The 18,246-nt window shown below is 61.9% G+C and carries 18 protein-coding genes; 3 read left to right on the forward strand and 15 right to left on the reverse strand.

Annotated elements, in window-relative coordinates; genetic code table 11:
* Positions 1–2: 2 nt before the first annotated feature.
* The 14 genes from I6F35_RS13370 to I6F35_RS13435 all read right to left on the reverse strand — a co-directional run bounded on the left by I6F35_RS13370 (position 3) and on the right by I6F35_RS13435 (position 14,622).
* Positions 3–1,127 (reverse strand): glycosyltransferase, encoded by a 1,125-nt coding sequence (locus I6F35_RS13370; RefSeq protein WP_225118133.1) that lies wholly within the window; start codon positions 1,125–1,127, stop codon positions 3–5.
* Complete coding sequence (locus I6F35_RS13375) at positions 1,124–2,212, reverse strand: glycosyltransferase (protein ID WP_225118134.1); 1,089 nt, start codon at positions 2,210–2,212, stop codon at positions 1,124–1,126. The genes I6F35_RS13370 and I6F35_RS13375 overlap by 4 nt, the downstream gene beginning before the upstream one ends.
* Positions 2,209–3,339: a glycosyltransferase gene (locus tag I6F35_RS13380; protein ID WP_225118135.1), complete on the reverse strand. Its 1,131-nt coding sequence runs from the start codon at positions 3,337–3,339 to the stop codon at positions 2,209–2,211. Before I6F35_RS13380 ends, I6F35_RS13375 begins: the two co-directional genes overlap by 4 nt.
* Positions 3,336–4,448, reverse strand: coding sequence for a glycosyltransferase (locus tag I6F35_RS13385; RefSeq protein WP_225118136.1), 1,113 nt, complete (start codon positions 4,446–4,448; stop codon positions 3,336–3,338). The genes I6F35_RS13380 and I6F35_RS13385 overlap by 4 nt, the downstream gene beginning before the upstream one ends.
* A complete protein-coding gene (locus I6F35_RS13390) occupies positions 4,445–5,731 on the reverse strand; it encodes a TIGR04295 family B12-binding domain-containing radical SAM protein (protein ID WP_225118137.1) in 1,287 nt (428 codons plus the stop codon). Before I6F35_RS13390 ends, I6F35_RS13385 begins: the two co-directional genes overlap by 4 nt.
* Positions 5,728–6,792: an NAD-dependent epimerase/dehydratase family protein gene (locus I6F35_RS13395; protein WP_225118138.1), complete on the reverse strand. Its 1,065-nt coding sequence runs from the start codon at positions 6,790–6,792 to the stop codon at positions 5,728–5,730. Before I6F35_RS13395 ends, I6F35_RS13390 begins: the two co-directional genes overlap by 4 nt.
* Positions 6,789–7,901: an NAD-dependent epimerase/dehydratase family protein gene (locus I6F35_RS13400; protein WP_225118139.1), complete on the reverse strand. Its 1,113-nt coding sequence runs from the start codon at positions 7,899–7,901 to the stop codon at positions 6,789–6,791. Before I6F35_RS13400 ends, I6F35_RS13395 begins: the two co-directional genes overlap by 4 nt.
* 211 nt (positions 7,902–8,112) lie before the next feature.
* On the reverse strand, positions 8,113–9,321 hold the full coding sequence (locus tag I6F35_RS13405) for a phosphopentomutase (protein WP_225118140.1): 1,209 nt from the start codon (positions 9,319–9,321) through the stop codon (positions 8,113–8,115).
* On the reverse strand, positions 9,309–10,256 hold the full coding sequence (locus tag I6F35_RS13410) for a beta-xylosidase (protein ID WP_225118141.1): 948 nt from the start codon (positions 10,254–10,256) through the stop codon (positions 9,309–9,311). Before I6F35_RS13410 ends, I6F35_RS13405 begins: the two co-directional genes overlap by 13 nt.
* Positions 10,256–11,020 (reverse strand): TIGR04290 family methyltransferase, encoded by a 765-nt coding sequence (locus tag I6F35_RS13415; protein WP_225118142.1) that lies wholly within the window; start codon positions 11,018–11,020, stop codon positions 10,256–10,258. Before I6F35_RS13415 ends, I6F35_RS13410 begins: the two co-directional genes overlap by 1 nt.
* Positions 11,017–11,826, reverse strand: coding sequence for a nucleotidyltransferase family protein (locus tag I6F35_RS13420; protein WP_225118143.1), 810 nt, complete (start codon positions 11,824–11,826; stop codon positions 11,017–11,019). Before I6F35_RS13420 ends, I6F35_RS13415 begins: the two co-directional genes overlap by 4 nt.
* Before the next feature lies 1 nt (position 11,827).
* Positions 11,828–12,931: a glycosyltransferase gene (locus tag I6F35_RS13425; RefSeq protein ID WP_225118144.1), complete on the reverse strand. Its 1,104-nt coding sequence runs from the start codon at positions 12,929–12,931 to the stop codon at positions 11,828–11,830.
* Positions 12,928–13,524, reverse strand: coding sequence for a histidine phosphatase family protein (locus I6F35_RS13430; RefSeq protein ID WP_225118145.1), 597 nt, complete (start codon positions 13,522–13,524; stop codon positions 12,928–12,930). The genes I6F35_RS13425 and I6F35_RS13430 overlap by 4 nt, the downstream gene beginning before the upstream one ends.
* 3 nt (positions 13,525–13,527) lie before the next feature.
* A complete protein-coding gene (locus tag I6F35_RS13435; RefSeq protein ID WP_225118146.1) occupies positions 13,528–14,622 on the reverse strand; it encodes an inositol-3-phosphate synthase in 1,095 nt (364 codons plus the stop codon).
* A gap of 337 nt (positions 14,623–14,959) precedes the next feature.
* On the opposite strand from I6F35_RS13435, the gene I6F35_RS13440 reads away from it, so the two are divergent.
* Positions 14,960–15,262, forward strand: coding sequence for a hypothetical protein (locus I6F35_RS13440; RefSeq protein ID WP_225118147.1), 303 nt, complete (start codon positions 14,960–14,962; stop codon positions 15,260–15,262).
* Between the two features lie 35 nt (positions 15,263–15,297).
* The gene (locus I6F35_RS13445) at positions 15,298–16,257 is read left to right on the forward strand and encodes a hypothetical protein (protein WP_225118148.1); all 960 of its coding nucleotides are present in this window, start codon (positions 15,298–15,300) and stop codon (positions 16,255–16,257) included.
* On the opposite strand, the gene I6F35_RS13450 is transcribed toward I6F35_RS13445, so the two are convergent.
* Positions 16,254–17,057, reverse strand: coding sequence for a Crp/Fnr family transcriptional regulator (locus tag I6F35_RS13450; RefSeq protein ID WP_225118149.1), 804 nt, complete (start codon positions 17,055–17,057; stop codon positions 16,254–16,256). The genes I6F35_RS13445 and I6F35_RS13450 overlap by 4 nt on opposite strands.
* Before the next feature lie 265 nt (positions 17,058–17,322).
* On the opposite strand from I6F35_RS13450, the gene I6F35_RS13455 reads away from it, so the two are divergent.
* On the forward strand, positions 17,323–18,240 hold the full coding sequence (locus tag I6F35_RS13455) for a cytochrome c (protein ID WP_225118150.1): 918 nt from the start codon (positions 17,323–17,325) through the stop codon (positions 18,238–18,240).
* Positions 18,241–18,246: the final 6 nt, after the last annotated feature.

An 18,246-nucleotide genomic window follows, 5' to 3' on the forward strand; every position in this document is an offset into this window, starting at 1 on the left:
TCTCATATCTCGGCGACCTGCATCGGCGGGCTGATGGACGGCCGGGTCGATTTGCGGCAGCGCCGCGCAGTTGCCTCGAGATAATGGGCTTCCAACTGCCGGGCGCGATGTTCGGGCGTGTGATCGGCCAGGATGCGCTTGCGCGCGTTTTCGGCGATCGACCGCCGGCGTTCTTCAGGCATCTCGCGAAGGATCTGGACCACCTCGCGCGTTTCTGAGACCAGGAGGATCTCCGTCGATGGCGTGAGAATCGTTTCGATGCCCGGCCATCGATCGGAGATAACCGGCGTTCCGCAGGTGGCGGCTTCGAACAGCCGCACGCTCGGCGAAAAACCGAGCGTGCGCATATCCGCGCGAGTGGCGTTCAAGGCGAAGCGCTGCTCCGAATAGAATTGTGCGTGCAGGGTCGGCGCGAGATGCTCGATCCGTTCGACATTTTCACGCCAGGCAAGACGCTCTGGATATTGCGATCCCGCGACTGCGAATCGTTGATCCGGTAGTATTCGGGCAGGCGCAAGCAGCAGTCGCTCCAGCAGCGGCTGCCGGTCTTCGCTATAGGTGCCGAGGTAACCCAGCGACCACTTTATTTCCGCCTGCTGCGGGCGGTAGAGGCTCGTATCGGCACTGCAATAGAGGACGCGGGCGAGCGGACTGCCAAAGTCATCCTCGATCATCTTCGGCACCGGTCCACCGCTAAAGGACAAATAGAGATCAAAGCGCGGGATCATGGCGGCGGAGATGTAGCCCAGTCCTCGATCGAGCCCAGCGAGCGTGACCGGCGTATCGATGTCGTAAAAGGCCGTTATTCCCTGCGCGTGCGTCGTCACCCATTCCGAGATCGCGATTCCGTCCGGCACGTAGGAGCCGATGATCACCAGATTGGCATCGCGGATCAGCTTGCCGAACCGTCGGGGAAGCTCCGGCAGCGACTGGTAGAGCTTGACGGTCCATGTCGACGGCTTTGCAAGGTCGCGATGATCGCGGTACCATGGCGCATCCCGCTCGAGGAACGTGACGCGGTGGCCGCGCTTCGCGATGGCGTCGATCAAGGCACGGTAGGTGGTGGCATGACCGTTGCCCCAGGAAGACGTAACCGAGAGCCCGATGACCACAATGTTGAGATTCATTCTGCTGCCTCGATTCTCGTGTCCATTCCTGCGAAAAGGTCGTTGAATTGGCGCGCCCGGTGGCGGTAGGTGTGAAGGCTGAGGATGCGTGCCCTCGCGCGCTCCGCGATCATATGTGCGCGTTCGGGGCTCAGTGAATTCAGGTGCTCGGCCACCTCGGCGCCGTTGGCTGCCACCAGCACTTCACGATCTGGTTCGAGGAAATGGTCGATGCCTTCCCAGTCGTCAGTGATCAGGCACGCGCCGGCGCCGATCGCTTCGAACACACGGGTCGGCGGCGAGAACCCGTAACGGGCCATGCTGTTGCGGTTGACGTTCAGCGTCGCAAGAGCGGAGCCAAAGAACGCGTTGTGATCGCCGGTGCCGACGTGCCCGACCTTGCGGACGTTGGAGGGGGTCTCCTTGGTCTCCCAGCCCGATCCGCCCAATACAAAGCCCCTGTCGGGCATCCGTGTCGCGACGTCGAGGAAGAATTGGTCGATGCGCTGCTCGCGGTCAGGCAGGCGGTTGGCGAGCAGACCGAGATCGCATTCGAACTTGGGATCGGCCGGCGCCGGAAAATGCGTCGCCGGATCCAGCGCATTGTAGATAGGGACGCAGTCCCGGGCGCCCATCGCGCGATAAGCCGCCGCGACGCATTCTCCGCCGCCGTAGGTGAGCACGATGTCATAACGCGGGATCGCCTTGCGCAGATGACGGTGTGGATGGCTCGACATCGCATCCAGCGTGGCTGGCGCGTCGACATCCCAGTAGATACGGATCGCGCTCGACGGAATCTCCACAATCGCTTTTTCCAATTCGACGTCAAATACGCCGACGCCACTCGCCTTGATCAGCAGGTCCGCGGAATGAGCAGCGACCTCCAGCGAGCGCTGCCATCCCTCCGGCGTCGCCGGATAGACGACCACCCTGGCCCACGATGGATCGTCGATATCGCGATGAGCCTGTCGCTCGAACGCGTCGGGCTCGAAGAAAGTGATGTCATGCCCGAGCGCTGCGATTTCCTTCAGCATGCCGCGGTAGTAGGTCGCGGCGCCGTTCCAATAGGACGAGACGAGGCTCGAACCGAAGAAGCAGATCTTCATGCGATGGCTCCCTCGTGCTCGGCGGGGTGCGATGACGCACGCGCGCCTCGAATCTCATCGACAATGTTGAGAAGCTGCATAGCGCGATGGCCGCAGGTATGACGGCTCTTGATCACTTGAAGAGCGGTTTCGGCGCTTTCAGCCGCGAACGCCTGATCATTAAGGAGCGTCGCCAGCGCGCGGGTCATCTGCGCTCCGTTCTCGGCTCGCAGGTAGGCGTTCTGCGGGAACATATTCTCAACGTCGTCCCACGGGGCCGAGACGATGGGAATGCCACAGGCCATGGCCTCGAACATCCGGATCGTCGGAATGCCCGGCAGCGACTGGGCGTAGGGGCCGCGCGGCACATGCACGGTGGCACGCGCGGTAGCAAAGGCCGCGGCCGCGCGATGCGCCGGAAGCCAGCCGCGGTATTCAATGCCGGCCTGCTCAATCGCGCGGAGCGCGGCTTCCGAATAGCGGACGCCGTAGATCCGCGCCTGGGCATTCAATTCCGACACCGGTCGAACCAGAAACTCGTCGAGTTCGGCAGCGCGCTCGCCATCGCCCCAATTGCCGATCCAGACCACGTCGTGGGTTCGCGCGATATGCGGCAGCGGGCGATATAGCTTTGTATCAGCCGCCTCATGCCAGGTGAATGCACGGTCGGCCCATCCGAGCCGCCGATAGATCTGACGAAGCGCTTCGCCGAAGGCGAGTACGCCGTCGAATCCATCGAGGTCGAACCCCGCAAGCTTATCGGGGGCGGTGACGGCGCGATGATGGGTATCGTGAAACAAGAGCGTGAAGGGCGCGCCGAGGGTGCGGCGACGGCCGATCGCTTCAATCAGCTCCGGCGGATTCCATTCATGGACGATCACAAGCGCAGCGCCATCCAGTGCCTCGTCCAGTTCGAGCGAGCTGTCATACTGGCGAATATCGATGCCGGGAAAAAGGGTCGGTACCTCGTGAAGGGTATTCGAACCGCGGTCACGAATTGCATTCGTCCGGCTCCAGCCATCAATGGGTTCGTAGACCAGAACCTCGTGGCCGAGCGCGCCAAGCTCGCGTGCGATGCCGCGGAGAAAATGCGCGTTGCCGTTGTTCCAGCAGGACGTAAACGCATGGTAGAAGAGGATGCATCTCATGCGTGCATCTCCATCGCATGCGTTGGAGCAGGACGCTGCGCGTTGGCCACCAGGTTCATGTAGAGTTGCAGATAGGCGCTTGCCGTTCGTCCCAGCGAGTAGCGCTGCGAGCGCGTCCGGGCGGCTCGTTGCAATTGCGCGCGCTCGTCGTCATGGGTGCATAACGCATTGAGGGCGCGACGCAGACCTTTCGTATCCGTCGGATCGACGAACACGGCGGCGCCATTCCATAGTTCCCGGAACGTCGGAATGTCGGATAGGAGCAACGCACACCCTGCGGAGGCGGCCTCCAGGACCGAAAGACCGAAGGGCTCGTAAAATGCGGGACTTGCGAAGATCGCCGCGCGTTGCATGCGCGCGCGCAACTCGTCGTAGGGAAGATGTCCTAACCAGGAGACTTCGGCTCGGGCGGCATCATTGTCGGGGCCCGCTATGGATATCGGCCAGTGCACGCCTTTCGCGGCCGCGGTCAACGCTGCGATGTTCTTAGCGCGATCCCACACCCGGCCGGCCGCAAGGATGAAGTCCTCCTTCCTATCTGTTTGCGAGGCAGGCGCGATGCCGTTCCGGATCACCAGGCCCGGCGCTCTAGGGCTGTACAGATCGCATATGACATCGTAGAACGCGCAGCTCGGGCTGATCCACGCCTGCGCCTTGCTCAGGCCCGCGGCGACGGCTGCGGTGTACCCTCGCCATGCCGGTTCCTCGAGCCACGCGGTATCGTGGCAGGCGAGGCCCCATGAATTTACGCAGGAGTGCGCGACCACGAGCACAGGTGCATTCCAATCGAATACGGCTTCGCGGAAGCTGTTGAGGTGAATGACGTCAGGTTCGATGTCTTCTTCCAGTTGGGTCAGGACGCGCTGGGCGACAGGCCGGTCGGCTCCTTCCGGATCCTGCCATTCGAGCGCGAGGTCGGTCTCGATCAGGTGCACGCGATCGTCTTGCAGCATCGCACGCTGATCCATACGTGCGCGCGGTCCCGTCGTCACGAGATGAACCTCGGCACCCGAAGCGGCGAGCGCCGTCGCAAGCGCGGAGGCATAAGTCCACACACCACCGACGGTATCCGACGTCATCAGAATCGTGAGATTCGCGGATCGGCTCATGACGCAACCTGCAGCTCGAGCGCGGCGAGTGGAACGGGACGTTCCTCCTGCACATCGCTGAATTGGTCGAACATCGCGAGGTAGTGCTGGTGGGCTCGCTCCCAGGCAAAATCATCGGGCTCACCCCAAAGCTTCCGGTAATCCGGTGAGCCGGGATATGGGTAGAGCGGCACCGGATCGTTGGCCCACACGCCGGCATCCTGCATCCGCCGGCGCCAGCGCTGGACCACGGGATCCTCATCCTCCGGCATCTCGATCAGGTTGGCCTGCACGAACGGCACATGCCGGCGCGCTTCGACCAGCCGGTCGGCGAGCTGGTCGGTCGTCATCTTGCAGTTCTTTGCCAGCGCTGCTCGCCCTTCCGGCGTCAGGCTTTCGACCCCGGCCTCGATCGACACGCAGCCGGCGCGGCCGAGCAGCTCCAGCATGTCGGGACGCCACAGATCGATCCGCGTCTGCACGCCGAATTTGAGCCCACGGGTGGACAGGCCCTGCAGCAATTCGCTGTTCGGCAGGAAGATTTCGTCGATGAAGTAGAGATACTCGATGCCTTGGTCCCGCAAGCCGTCGATCTCTTCCAGAATGACCGGGGCAGGGCGCCTGCGATAGGCGTTGCGGAAATTCTCCTTGGCGCAGAAAGTGCAGTTATACGGGCAGCCGCGCGAAGCCTCGACCTCGGCGCCGGGGCCGCTCGGCTCCGCCTCAAAGCGGTGATGATGATGATGATGCCGTCTGAGCATTTCCGCAGGCCAGTGCAGCGATGGTTGATCCTTGAAGTTGACCGCCTGAGGTCCGCCGTTGACATGAATTGAATTGCCGTCAGCGAAACACAAACCAGCGAAATCGCGCTCGCCATTGGCAATGCGCAGGAGCGACTGCTCGCACTCGCCCATCACGACGATATCGACGCCGAGCTTCTTCAGCGCGGTCTTCGGCGTGGTCGAGCCGTGAGGCCCGACGGCGACCAGCTTTGGTACAAGTCCCCGCAGTGAAAGTGTAAGCTCCTGCGGAACGCGCAGTTCGGGCGGCGCGCAGCGCCAGAACAGATAGGTTGGCGCTGTCGTAACGACGACGAGATCCGGCTTGAATGCGCGGAGCTCGGCTTCGATCTCGGCGAGCGAAAGGCTGAACATGTGAGCATCGAGCAACAGCGTCGGATGCCCAGCTTGACGCAGATAGCGCTCCGAGATTCCGAGCTCCAGAGGCAGGTGCGGCGAGCGGCACCCGAAATAGATGCTGCCGTCGAAATTCCAGTTCGGATTGATCAGGGCGACGCGCGTCATGCCGAGGCTTCCCTATTTGCGGTCGATTGTCCAAACCGGCCGTCAAGCCACGCGTGCAGCGAGTGCAGCCCTTGCTGGAGGGAAACCTTCGGCGTCCAGCCGAGCGCGGTAGAGAGAGCTCGCGTATCAGTGACATACCAGGGCTGGTCACCGGGGCGCCAATCGGCGAGTGCGTATTTGACCTCGCGACCGGTCAGTTGCCTGATGTGATCGATCAGCTCGAGCAGGCTCACCGAATTGAAAGGGCCGCCGCCGAGATTGAATACGCGACCGCGAACCAGCGCGATCCGCTCCAGCGCGGTCAGCCAGGCGTCGGCGGCGTCGGAGACGTGCAGCGCGTCGCGAACCTGAAGACCATCGCCATAGATCGTCAGTGGGATACCGCGAATCGCGCTCAGGAGGAAATGCGCGATCCAGCCCTGGTCCTCGGTCCCGAACTGTCGCGGGCCGTAGACGCAGCTCATGCGCATGACGACAGCCTGCAGGCCGAACACGCGGGCATAGTCGCGGACATATTGATCGGCCGTTCCCTTGGAGCAACCATAGGGGCTGTAGAAGTCGAGCGGGGCATTCTCGGATATTCCGTCGGAGAGCGTTTTGCTCGCAGGCGCATAGCGGGCACCGGTTCGCATGATCTGCGTGTCGTCGATGAGCCGGCCATACACCTTGTTCGTCGACGCAAAGAGCACGGGCGCGGATTTGTTGTGAAGGCGCACGGCCTCGAGCACATTGATGGTGCCGCGGGCGTTGGTTTCGAAATCTCCGACCGGATCCGCCACGCTGTCGGTCACGGCGACCTGAGCCGCGAGGTGAAGCACGGCACGGGCGTCCCTCACGGCGTCGATGACCGAAATCGGATCGCGAACATCGGCGACGATGATGTTGATCCGATCGCCATGCTTCGACTTGAGCCACTGCGCATTCTCGCGGACGCCGGCGCGGGCGAGATTGTCCAGGACGAGGACATTATCACGACGCTCGGCGAGCCGATCGGCGAGATTGCAGCCGATAAAGCCGCAGCCTCCAGTGATCAGCACAGGCCTGTTGTCTCTGTTCTTCATGCGACCAATCCTCGTCGCGAGAGTTCCTCGGCGGCTTTCTCAGCCTGGTCATCGGCAATCTGGTCCGCAAGATAACCGGCCAACTCGGTGAGCCCGTCTTCAAATGCGACACGCGGCTCAAAGCCGAGCAGAGCGCGGCTCTTGGTGATATCGGCAAAGCAGTGGCGGATATCGCCGGCGCGATATTTGCCGGTGATCTCAGGTGCAATGTCCGCGCGCCCCATGACGCGGGCAAGGTCCTTTGCCACCGAGACGATCGTGCGGCTCTGGCCGGAGCCGACATTGAATACGTCGTTGGTCCGATCGGTCTCCAGCGCCATCCGGCAGGCGCGGGCGACATCCTTGACATGAACAAAATCGCGCCGCTGCAGGCCATCTTCGAATACCAGCGGACGACGGCCATTGAGCAGGCGTGCGGCGAAGATCGCCAGCACGCCGGTATAGGGGTTCGACAATGCCTGGCGAGGGCCGAACACGTTGAAGAAACGCAGCGCGACCGTTGGAATGCCGTAGGCTTTGCCAATGATCAGGCACATGCGTTCCTGCGCATATTTGTTCAGCGCGTAGATTGAGCTCAAGGAAGGCTGCTTGGTTTCGGGCGTCGGCACGGGATCGAGGCTGCGGCCTGCGCCGTCGCGCAACTCCCATACACCACTTCGGAGCTGGTCAAGCGACCGCTCTTGCGGCGCCAACTCGGCATGGTCGACGCCGCGGCAAAGGCCCTCACCGTAGATGCTCATAGAGGATGCGACGACGAGACGTTCGACCGGACGCTTGGACAGAGCCTGGAGCAGGATCGCTGTGCCGAGTTCGTTGGTCCGCACATAAGAATCGATGTCGTACATGCTCTGACCAACGCCAACCGCGGAAGCGAGATGCAGGACCATATCGGTGCCGCGCAACGCGCGCTCTACGGCAAGCGCGTCAGTCACGTCGCCCACGACAAGTTCCGCCTCGCGGTCGAGATAGGTGGGACGCTCGCGTTGCGGACCGTGAACCTGGGGGGAGAGCTCGTCGAGCAGCCTGACCTCGTAGCCGGCGGCAAGCAACGCGTCTGCGGCATGGGAGCCGATGAAGCCGGCACCACCCGTAATCAATACTCGTGTCATTCGCCTTCGCTTCCTTGCCAAACATCGGACCGGGTCTTGCGACCGGCCAGGGATGAAAGTGGATGTGCGCCCTGATGGCCGATTGACCTGCGCGCCAGTCACGTTTGGAATCAGAAGCGGTGCAACGAATGTTCGTTCCTCAAAAATGTACAAACAATGGTTTCTCTAACTTCGATCAATAACATGAGTAAAGATTGAGGGGCGGCCTTGCTCAGAACGGGACGCCGTGTCGAAGTGGAGCGAGCTTGAGATGCGCGGCGACCGTTGCGCCGATATCGGAAAAGCCGACGCGCTTGCCGATTGGTGATGTTTGGGCGCTGCTCCGGAGCAGAATAGGCACCTGCTCGCGCGTGTGATCGGTGCCACTCCAGGTCGGATCGCAGCCATGATCGGCGGTGATCACGAGCAGGTCATCGCTCTTCAGCCGCGCCATCAGTTCGGGCAGGCGGGCATCGAATGCCTCGAGCGCTGCCGCATAGCCGGCGACGTCGCGCCGGTGGCCGTAGAGGGTATCGAAATCGATGAAGTTGGCGAACAGGAGTCCGCCATCGGCGAGGCTGTTCAAGCCGTCCAGCGTGCAATTGAACAGCGCGTCGTTGCTGTCCCCGCGCCCGTTTCGTCCGGTGCCGCGATGGGCGAAGATATCGTCGATCTTGCCGATCGAGACGATATCGCGACCGTCGACTTCGCAAGCATCGAGAATGGTTGGTTCTGGGGGCGGAACCGAGAAATCTCGCCGATGCGCGGTCCGCCTGAAGCCGCCCTTCGAGGAGCCGACAAAGGGGCGGGCGATCACGCGGCCAATGTTCAAGGGATCAAGCAGCCGGCGCGCGACCGCGCACACATCATAGAGCCGTTCGAGCCCAAAGGTCTCCTCATGGGCTGCGATCTGGAAGACGCTGTCAGCGGAGGTGTAGCAGATGGGCTCGCTGCTCCGCATATGCCGCTCGCCGAGCGAGTCGATGATCTCGGTCCCGGAGGCGTGGCGGTTTCCAATGACGCCGGGCAGGGCAGCTTCCTTGCATAGGCGTTCGATGATTTTTGACGGAAAGCAGGGTATGGTCCTCGGGAAATATCCCCAATCGAACGGCACCGGGACGCCGGCGATTTCCCAATGACCGGAAGGCGTGTCCTTGCCCTTGGACAGTTCGCTGGCGCAGCCGAATTGCTGAGGCGAGATGTTGGCGCCATCGAGTCCGGGCGGCACGCGGCCGGTTGCAAGGCGGCAGGCTTCTCCGAGCCCGAGGTCAACCAGGTTGGGAATGCGAAGGGGTCCTTCGCGCTGGTTGCTGTCGGCCTGACCGAGCACACAGGTACGCGCGACATGGCCGACCGTCTCAGCTCCTTCGTCCCCGTAAAGGCTCGCGTCGGGAGCGGCACCGATTCCGACGGAGTCCATCACGAGGATCAGGGCACGCATGTCGGTTCCCTTGTTTCGGTGGATGTCGACGAAAGCGCGAGCCCGGTCCTGCCGGCATAGCGCGCGACCATCGCCGCACAGAAGTCGGCGAATTCATTCGCGTCAAGCGGCGGGCTGGTATGGTGCGGGGCGATACCGCGGTGTTCAGGGGTGAAGCAAAGGGTGACGGTGACGTCAAACTCCGCAAGCGCGTCCATCTGGCGGTCGAACCAATCAAGTGCGTTGGGACGGAAGCTGTCAGCCCAGGACAGGCCAGTCCGAAGGTGCCTGACGCCGAGCCGGCGCATCCAGCGCACCGCGTCGTCGAGGCGATGATCCTCGAAATGAAACCATTGGCACAGCCCCATCGCGTGCGAATACTCTGCGAATAGCTCCAGTCCTGCCTTCGGCGTGCCGTCCTCGCGCAGCAGCCCCATGTGGAAATGCCGATAATATGAAGAGCCTTCCGCTTCCTTGTGCCGTGTTGTCGCCTCCCAGGCGGAGGGGAGATCATAGAGGCTGTACCAATGGATTCGCGGCGCGCGGCCGATCAATAGTTCCGCGGTGCGTCTGAGGCCCCAGGCTTGCACCTCCTCGGCGCCAAACGAGGAGGCGCCGACTTCCGTCACCCACACCGGCAGCGAGACGACTGCCTTGATTTCCGCGAGCTTGTTCGGCCACTCATCGATCTGCCACAGATTCCAGTCGAGTGGAAAACCGTGCACGGCGACTGCTTCGAAATGATCCAGCACGCCGCGCGCCTGCATGTTGCGCATGAAGGATGGATCGATCGGCGAGATGCCGCCGAGCACCCGCGGCAGGTTCGGGTGGGCGGCGCGGATCGCCTTGCCTGCGGCGATCGCCAGTTCGGCGAACTTCGCCCAGTCCGGATCGATCAGAATATCCCAATGCGACTTGTTGTTCGGTTCGTTCCAGATCTTTGCCGCCTCGATCATCAGATCGTACCCCGCGATGGATAGGTCGCTCCCTCGGCCTGTGGTCTTGTCGCCCTCCGACAGAGATAGACCTCGTCTTCGGGATGGGCGGCAATGACGAACCCGGCGCTGCGTAACATCGCCTCGACACAGGCACGATTGGGTACCCACCAGTTGGTGGGATCGTCGGCATATTCGTTCTCAATGAAGTGCAATTTCGGATATCCCGAACGATCGAACTGGTCCGTTGTCCAGAAGTCGTAATTCTTGTCCACCGGATCCACGCGATCGTCGCCGCGCAGCATGGATTGGAATAGCAGGAGATCGCCCGCCACGTGCTCGTGGATCAGGTCTAGTGCAAGCAGCGGATGACGGAGGTGATAGAGCACGCCCATGAAGATCACGAGGTCGAACTTTTCCCGGAGCTGGCCGACGTCGTAGGCGGACAGTTTGTGAAACTCGATCTTGAGCCCGTTCACCTCGGCGGCAAATCGCGCTTGCGCCAAGTATTCCTCGTCGGTATCGAGGCCGAGCACGCGCTCGGCGCCGCGTCGCTTCATCTCCATCGCGTAGAAGCCGGCGTTGCAGCCGATATCGAGCACGGTCTTGCCCTCCAGGTTATCAGGGATGACGCCCGAGAAGCGCTGCCATTTCACGGCGGGATAATCGCCGAGGAAATGCGATGGCGCCGTGCTGATGCCCTTGAGGTCGAGGTTATGAAACCACGGGCCGAGTGCATTCACGCGCCGGCGGATTTCCTCCCTGGAGAGCGTGTCGCTCGTCATGTATTCCTTCCGTTGCTTACGTTTGCGGGGAGACGGACCGCATCGCTCCGCGAATCCGCCCATTGTTTCGATCGGCCGTCATTTCCGTCGCTCTCGGCAAGCAGTGCCATCGCCGTGCGGTAGCCGTTCACGGTGCCGACGTCGACGTAGGATTCGCCGGTCCTGACGCCAATCCCATGGCCCCCGGCCGCGAGATAGGCATTCACCAGCGTCCCAAAATATTCGTCGCGGCAGTTTCGCTGGCGCCAGAGCAGTTGCAGATCGCGAAAGCCGGCCGCGGACATCCTGAAGGCGCCCCAAATCCAGTTCGACGCGGCATCAGTCCGCTTGACCTGGATTTCCCGCACATTGTCGCCGTCGAGCACGACGGCATCGAAGAATTCAGGATGTTCGACCGGAAACAGCAGAAAGGATAGATCGGCATCCGGCAGGGTCTGCAGCGCCGTCTTCGGAAACCATACGGTATCGGGTAAGCCGATCAGGACATGGTCATGATCCCCGATGACGGTCCTCGCCCTGAATACCGCGTCGCAAAGTCCGGACGCTTCCGGCTGCACGACGTAGGCGAGTTGGGCGCTGCTATAGTGGTCGCCAAAATATTCGAGGATATCGGATTTTCCCGGCGAAATGACGAAGCAGATCTTGTCGGCGCCGCCAAGGATCAGGCGTTCGACCAGATATTCGGAGACGGCGCAGGGGCGGTCCGCGCCGTTGTCGCGCCGGCTCCCGACAGGCAGCAACTCCTTCGAAAATGCCAGCGGCTGAATGCGACTGCCGCGGCCCGCGGCCGGAACGATGCCCCACATCTTAAGCCTCCTCGGCTTCCGCTTGAAGTGCGCCTCGGCGCGCCGTTTGCTCCAGCAGCGCAATCAGTTCGCCGGCGCGCTTGCCGGAGCTATGCTGCTCCATGGTCCGCTCACGCGCGCGGCCGGCGATGCGCAGCAGCTCTGAGTCTTTCATGTCAAGCGCGGCAAGCGTGTCGCACTTGTCGTGTGCTATCAGGATCTCGTCACCCGGGGTGAAGAAAGCCTCGATGCCTGCCCAGCCATCGCTGAGCAGGGGCGCGCCACAAGCCGCCGCCTCGAACAGGCGGCCCGACGGACACCAGCCCATCTCGGCCATCGCGCGGCGGGTGACGTTGAGCGTCAGCCGTGAAGAGGCAAAGAACGGCGCGTGCTCAGATGGCGGCAGATGCCGGACGAAGTGGATGTTCGGCGACCACGGAAAATCGTCCGGATATTGCGCACCGCCGATCAGGAACCGGAGGTCCTGCCGCGCACGCGCAGGTTCGACGAAAAGTGTTTCAAGGGCGAGCTGGCGATCTTCCGAATAGGTGCCGAGATAGGAAAGCGCCGCACGATAGTGCGGCTGCGGCGGCACCGGTCTATGCACGTCGGCATCGACGTGCCCGTAGAGCGGCTGGACATTGCGCGCGCCGAGCTTGCGGCGGAACTCATCCGATACGCGCGGTCCGCCGGTGAAGCTCAGGACAAGATCAAATCCGGCAAGGCCGTCGGGCCCAATATAGGGCACCGCCTCCCCAGCATGCAGCTTTGACAGCGTGACTGGTGTGTCGAGATCGTAGAATACCGCGCGTGCACGGCTCTGATCGAGGATCAACTGCGTTGCCACGATGGCATCTGGACAATAGGAGGTAACGATCGCTGCATCGGCGCCAAGGATATGGTCATGCGCCTTGGCGCGGACGTCTTCCCAGGTCGAGAACAGCTCCAGTTGCCCGCCTGGCAACTCGAACATGTCTCTTGCGCCGGCGTAATAAGGAACGTCGCGTTCGAAGAACACGATTGCGTGGCCGGATCTCACGAGATGCTTGCACAGGCCACGCCACAGCGTCGCATGGCCGTTGCCCCAGGACGATGAGATCGTCAGGCCGAAAATCACGATCTTCACGCCGCCACCCGTTGGTTGATTTGCGCGATGCGAATTCCCGTCTCGTCAACCGCCAGGGTGCTGATGCTGGCTGGATCGACCTCGATCGAGAGAAAGTTATCGAGCGGAATCCCCGCGTAATGCAGCAGCGCGGCCCGGATCGGCTCTGCGTGGCTGACAATGACAATCGTGCCGTCGGTTCGGTCGCGACCGAGCTGTTCCACGTGTTCGACGACGCGCCGCTGCAAGGCGTGCATGCATTCGCCATTCGGCGGACGGCTCGCTCCGCGTTTGTCATTCCACCGTATCCAGCGCGGATCATTCGTGAGCGCCGCGAACGGCTGGCCGGTCCAGTCGCCACAGTCGATCTCGTCTACCGCTGGCACGATCTCAACAGGGCGGCGGAAATGCCAGGCAAGAATGGCGGCTGATTGTCGGGCGCGCGGCTGCGGGCTCGCCTGAACTGCCGAAGGAGCGGGCCGCATCAGCTCGGCGCAACGCGCCATCTGGCGGCAGCCGAGATCATCAAGCTGAACGCCGGCCACGCGGCCGCATAGGACCTGCCCGAGTAGTGCATGATGGCCGTGGCGAACGAGGTGAATGCTTTGCACCATTGGCTACGCCTTGTCGTCGATGAAGGCGCGCGTTCGCCGACGCGCTTCCTCGTCGGTGAATTGCCGTGGCGGAGATTTCATGAAATAGCTCGACGGTCCGGTCAGCGCACCCGATAGGCCGCGGTCCATCGCGAGCTTGGCGCAGCGGACGGCATCGATCACGACGCCCGCAGAGTTGGGTGAATCCCAGACTTCGAGCTTGACCTCGGCCGTCAACGGAACGCCCCCGAAGGTGGTGCCTTCCAGACGGATAAAGGCGAGTTTGCGATCGGTGAGCCATGGAACATGATCGCTCGGTCCCACGTGTACATTGTCGGCATCGATCGGTACGTCAAACTGGCTGGTAATGGCTTGTGTCTTCGAAATCTTCTTCGAGGTCAGGCGTTCCCGCTCAAGCATGTTCTTGAAGTCGGTGTTGCCGCCGACATTGAGCTGGTAGGTGCGGTCGAGCCGCACGCCGCGGTCGCGGAACAGGTTAGCTAGCACGCGATGCAGGATGGTGGCGCCCACCTGGCTCTTGATGTCGTCCCCGATGATCGGCAGACCCGCTTCCTCGAAGCGCCGCCGCCAGCTGCGGTCGGATGCGATGAAGACGGGAATGCAGTTGACGAAGCCACATCCGGCGGCGATGGCGCGCTCCGCGTACCATTCGCTTGCTCTTTGCGAGCCTACCGGTAGATACGAAACCAGCACGTCCGTCCGCGATTTCACCAGGATGTCGGCGACATCGGCTTCAGGCATGTCTGCGATCGGGATGTCGTCTTCAAGATAGTGCCCAACGCCGTCCAGCACCGGCCCGCGCTGTACGATCGCGCCGGTTCGCGCCACATCCGAGAAACGGTGCGTATTGTTTGGCGCCGCCCAGATCGCCTCTGCCACGTCGCGTCCGACCTTGTTGGCGTTGACGTCGAAGGCCGAAGCGATCTCGACATCGCCAACGTGATAGCCGCCGACATCCGCATTCATCAATCCCGGGACCGGCTCGTTCGATTTGGCGTTCCGGTAGTAGCTGAGGCCTTGGACGAAGGAGCTCGCGCAATTTCCAACTCCCACGATACCGACGCGAACGCGTCGGCTGTCTTGAAGACGTGAATGCATCGATCGTGATCCTCCGGGAGCAAGCCGCCATGCGGTGCGGACGTAAGCAGGTCGGCGAACGTGTGAAAGGTATGTTCGTTCCTGCACCGAGCGCGCCCGTGGGAGACGAAGACCGATTCCGTCTCACAAAATCGAGAAAGCTTAACCCAGGATAGGATCACGCAGGAACGAAGCGCTTACTGGATGAAGATGAAGAAGATGATCCTGAAATATCACTCCGCAAGAGCCGTAACGATCGTGCGTGGAAGAACCAATCCGGGATGGCGGAGTTTCTTGGCGAATAACCTGACGCGAAAGCCTGCGCTGTCCGTTGGGTCCAACGATTGAGGAGCTGCCAATGATTGCGAGCAAGACCAGGGAAAGTGAAGCGCACACGACCACTGACCACGAGGTGATTCGAGACTGGGCGGAAGAGCGCGGTGGCCGTCCGGCGACGGTCAGGGCGACCGAAGAGGACGGGCATGCCGGCATCTTACGCATTGATTTCGGCCCGAAGGACGAAGGGCTCGATAGAATCAGCTGGGACGAGTTCTTTCGGAAGTTCGACGAGTCTGAACTGGCGTTCCTGTACCAGGATGAGACCGGCGAGGGTAAGCCGAGCCGATTCCATAAATTCGTGCGGCGCTCGTCCGCCGGATGAATCCTGGATCCGCAGCGCGAACTGGCCCAGCCGATTTGTCGCCGGCGGACGAATCGCAAGAAAGCTGGACCGATGCGATGCGGACGGGGGACTTCGAGCGTGCTTGGGCGATCAACGATCGCGATCTGGCGGTTTTGTGCCGCCTCGGCCCTGAGAAGCATACCGGACCGCGCCATCTGCAACGGATTTGGCGCGGGGAGGACCTCCGCGACAAGCGGGTCTTGGTCCGCTGCTACCATGGTCTCGGCGACACCATCCAGTTTGTCCGCTTCATGCCGGCGCTTCGTGCCGTCGCGCGCGAAGTGACGCTCTGGTGTCAGCCCGAACTGCTACCACTGCTGGAGCGGGCGAACGGCGTCGACCGCGCGATGCCGCTTCATGATGGTACACCTGACGCCGAATTCGACGTCGACATCGAGATCATGGAGGTTCCTCACGCGATCAGGGCTGGGAAGGGCTCGATCGCCATACGGAAGCCTTATCTGACATTGCCCGAGCGTGACGGCGGGACAATATGCCGGAGCGGCGAGGGGCTGACGGTAGGCCTGGTCTGGGAGGTCGGCGACTGGGACAAGCGGCGTGCGATACCGGCGGGCTTGTTGCGGCGTCTCAACGGCGACGGCGTAAACCTCTATTCGCTGCAACGAGGTCCTGCGGCCGCGCAAGCGGCCGAGATCGGTGCGGCGGACATCAGCACGCCGGACATCGCCACACTCGGCCGAACGATCAAGCAACTGGACATGGTGGTCTGTGTCGATACCATCGTTGCGCATCTGGCGGGGGCGCTCGGCTGCGAAGCCTGGGTGCTGCTGCATTCCGATTGCGACTGGCGGTGGCCTGCTTTCGGCAACAGGACGTTATGGTATCCGAGCCTGCGGCTGTTTCGACAGTCAGCTCCCGGGGACTGGTCGAGCGTCCTCCGAGAGGTCCGGCTAGCGCTCCTCGAGCAGGTAAGAGCGAAGGACCAAGACGAACTGGCCGATCACCCAGCCTAAGGCAGCAACGCGTCGACAATGGAACTGCGGTCGATGGTGGTCGCCAGCGCTGACTCCTGTTCGATGTTTTCGATGTTGTTGTATTCCCGCAGCCGCAGATAATCGGGATTAAATCCGGCCAGCCGAACAAGGCCGTTCCAGTCGGTGATCGTGATCGTCTTCGATTGCCACCGTAGCAGATTGCTCCGGCGCAATTCCTGAATGATTCGGTTGGCATGAACGGCGGAGATGCCGCAGGCGGCGGCCAGATCGGATTGCGTGAACGGAGACGGAATCCTCAAATCCTTGGCAAGGCCGACGGCGCGGAGGCGGGTTGTAATTTCGCAGAACAGGTGTGCGACTCGCGTCATTGCATCCCGGCTTCCCAGATTGACGATCCAATTCCGCAAGCAGCAGGCGTCAGCCAACAGTAAACGCAATAGTGCGCGCGACATCGATGGCGATAGGACGGATATCTCGCGAAAATATCTGTGAGGCACGGATGCGACCACGGCGGAGCCGAGCGTGAGCAATTCGTGATCGACCCGGCCGTCATAGACGGTGTGGAGATCGGGTAGGTCGCCAGGCACGTAGATCGACGTGATCTGGCCATCGCGGCTTTCGGCATCCTGGTAGCAAACATAGCCCTGTAGGAGTAAACAGCAATGGCTGGGCTGATCGCCCTTGTGGAGACGGTGGCGGGGACCAAGATGGCTGATACTGGTCGGCATTCTCGCGAGCAGATCGAGATCGTCAGATGACAGTTCGATTATGCTGGCAAGGCGGTCTGCGAATTTCGAGAAGGCAAATCCTGTTTGCATAATAATCCCGCATCCGCACCACCTCCGCGCTGCAGAGGCTGGTGTGGATTAATCTGTGTTACTCGATCGGACCTCTGAGCCCTCGAAGGTGAACAGCGTTTTCACAGTTCCAAAGGTCGACTCGTGACGAAACTGAAAGTTCCTATTTACCCCGCGCAACCGACTATCTCGTCGATGTCTCGCCAGGCGGTGCATGGAGACGTAAGGGAACGACGGCGAAAGCGGAGGCGTTAGTGCCGCCGGGAGACCGCCGTGCAAGGGCAAGATGCGCGTACGTATATGGATGAGCGCAGGAATTGCGGTCGCAACGGTTCTCGCCGTTGGCGCCTGGTTGATCACCCTGCCACAGCTTTTCGCATCCGCAGATCTCGCGTGGTTCGCGGACAGGGGCGGCGATGCCGCGCGAGGCCGGCTGATTTTTGCTGCGGGCGATTGTGCTTCGTGCCATGCGTCTCCGGGACAGTCTAATCGACTGCGCTTGGGCGGAGGACTTGCTCTCGCCTCGCCCTATGGGACATTTCGTGTACCGAACATCTCGATGGACCCGGTGGACGGCATCGGCAACTGGCAGACGAAGGACCTCGCCAACGCGCTGCTCAGTGGCCTTTCTCCGAGCGGGAGCCACTACTATCCGGTATTTCCCTATGCGAGCTATACGCATATGGAGCCGCAGAACGTCGCTGACCTGATGGCGTATTTGCGGACGTTGCCGGCGGTCAAGGGGAGGCCGCCTGCACACGAACTAGCTTCGCTGTTCAGCGTTCGTCGCTTCGTCGGATTCTGGAAAATTCTCTATTTCAGGCCCGGCCCGCTCGAGCCGGATCCTGCTCGCGACGAGAAATGGAATCGGGGCCGATACCTTGTGGAAGCAATCGGACACTGTGCCGAGTGCCACTCCTCGCGCGACATGTTCGGCGGCATCAAGACGAAGACGCGCTATGCCGGTGGCCAGGATCCGGAGGGCGCCGGTTATTACCCAAACATCACCCCCGAGCGCATCGGCCATTGGTCGGAACAGGATCTGATCGAGATGCTCCGGAGCGGGAAAACGCCCGACCACGGGCGCGTTGGATCCTCAATGGCTGATGTCGTCACCAACACCGCCATGTTGCCCGAGAGCGATCTTGAGGCGGTCGCACTCTATATCAAATCGCTAGCAGCGCGACCGACACCAAAGCCGTGACACAAT

The sequence above is a fragment of the Bradyrhizobium sp. BRP22 genome, assembly GCF_020194175.1.
Lineage (GTDB): Bacteria > Pseudomonadota > Alphaproteobacteria > Rhizobiales > Xanthobacteraceae > Bradyrhizobium.

Excerpts from the sequence above, each read along its gene's own strand:
- I6F35_RS13370 (WP_225118133.1), bottom strand. The coding sequence starts at position 1,127 with ATGAATCTCAACATTGTGGTCATCGGGCTCTCGGTTACGTCTTCCTGG.
- I6F35_RS13375 (WP_225118134.1), bottom strand. The coding sequence starts at position 2,212 with ATGAAGATCTGCTTCTTCGGTTCGAGCCTCGTCTCGTCCTATTGGAAC.
- I6F35_RS13380 (WP_225118135.1), bottom strand. The coding sequence starts at position 3,339 with ATGAGATGCATCCTCTTCTACCATGCGTTTACGTCCTGCTGGAACAAC.
- I6F35_RS13385 (WP_225118136.1), bottom strand. The coding sequence starts at position 4,448 with ATGAGCCGATCCGCGAATCTCACGATTCTGATGACGTCGGATACCGTC.
- I6F35_RS13390 (WP_225118137.1), bottom strand. The coding sequence starts at position 5,731 with ATGACGCGCGTCGCCCTGATCAATCCGAACTGGAATTTCGACGGCAGC.
- I6F35_RS13395 (WP_225118138.1), bottom strand. The coding sequence starts at position 6,792 with ATGAAGAACAGAGACAACAGGCCTGTGCTGATCACTGGAGGCTGCGGC.
- I6F35_RS13400 (WP_225118139.1), bottom strand. The coding sequence starts at position 7,901 with ATGACACGAGTATTGATTACGGGTGGTGCCGGCTTCATCGGCTCCCAT.
- I6F35_RS13405 (WP_225118140.1), bottom strand. The coding sequence starts at position 9,321 with ATGCGTGCCCTGATCCTCGTGATGGACTCCGTCGGAATCGGTGCCGCT.
- I6F35_RS13410 (WP_225118141.1), bottom strand. The coding sequence starts at position 10,256 with ATGATCGAGGCGGCAAAGATCTGGAACGAACCGAACAACAAGTCGCAT.
- I6F35_RS13415 (WP_225118142.1), bottom strand. The coding sequence starts at position 11,020 with ATGACGAGCGACACGCTCTCCAGGGAGGAAATCCGCCGGCGCGTGAAT.
- I6F35_RS13420 (WP_225118143.1), bottom strand. The coding sequence starts at position 11,826 with ATGTGGGGCATCGTTCCGGCCGCGGGCCGCGGCAGTCGCATTCAGCCG.
- I6F35_RS13430 (WP_225118145.1), bottom strand. The coding sequence starts at position 13,524 with ATGGTGCAAAGCATTCACCTCGTTCGCCACGGCCATCATGCACTACTC.
- I6F35_RS13435 (WP_225118146.1), bottom strand. The coding sequence starts at position 14,622 with ATGCATTCACGTCTTCAAGACAGCCGACGCGTTCGCGTCGGTATCGTG.
- I6F35_RS13440 (WP_225118147.1), top strand. The coding sequence starts at position 14,960 with ATGATTGCGAGCAAGACCAGGGAAAGTGAAGCGCACACGACCACTGAC.
- I6F35_RS13450 (WP_225118149.1), bottom strand. The coding sequence starts at position 17,057 with ATGCAAACAGGATTTGCCTTCTCGAAATTCGCAGACCGCCTTGCCAGC.
- I6F35_RS13455 (WP_225118150.1), top strand. The coding sequence starts at position 17,323 with ATGCGCGTACGTATATGGATGAGCGCAGGAATTGCGGTCGCAACGGTT.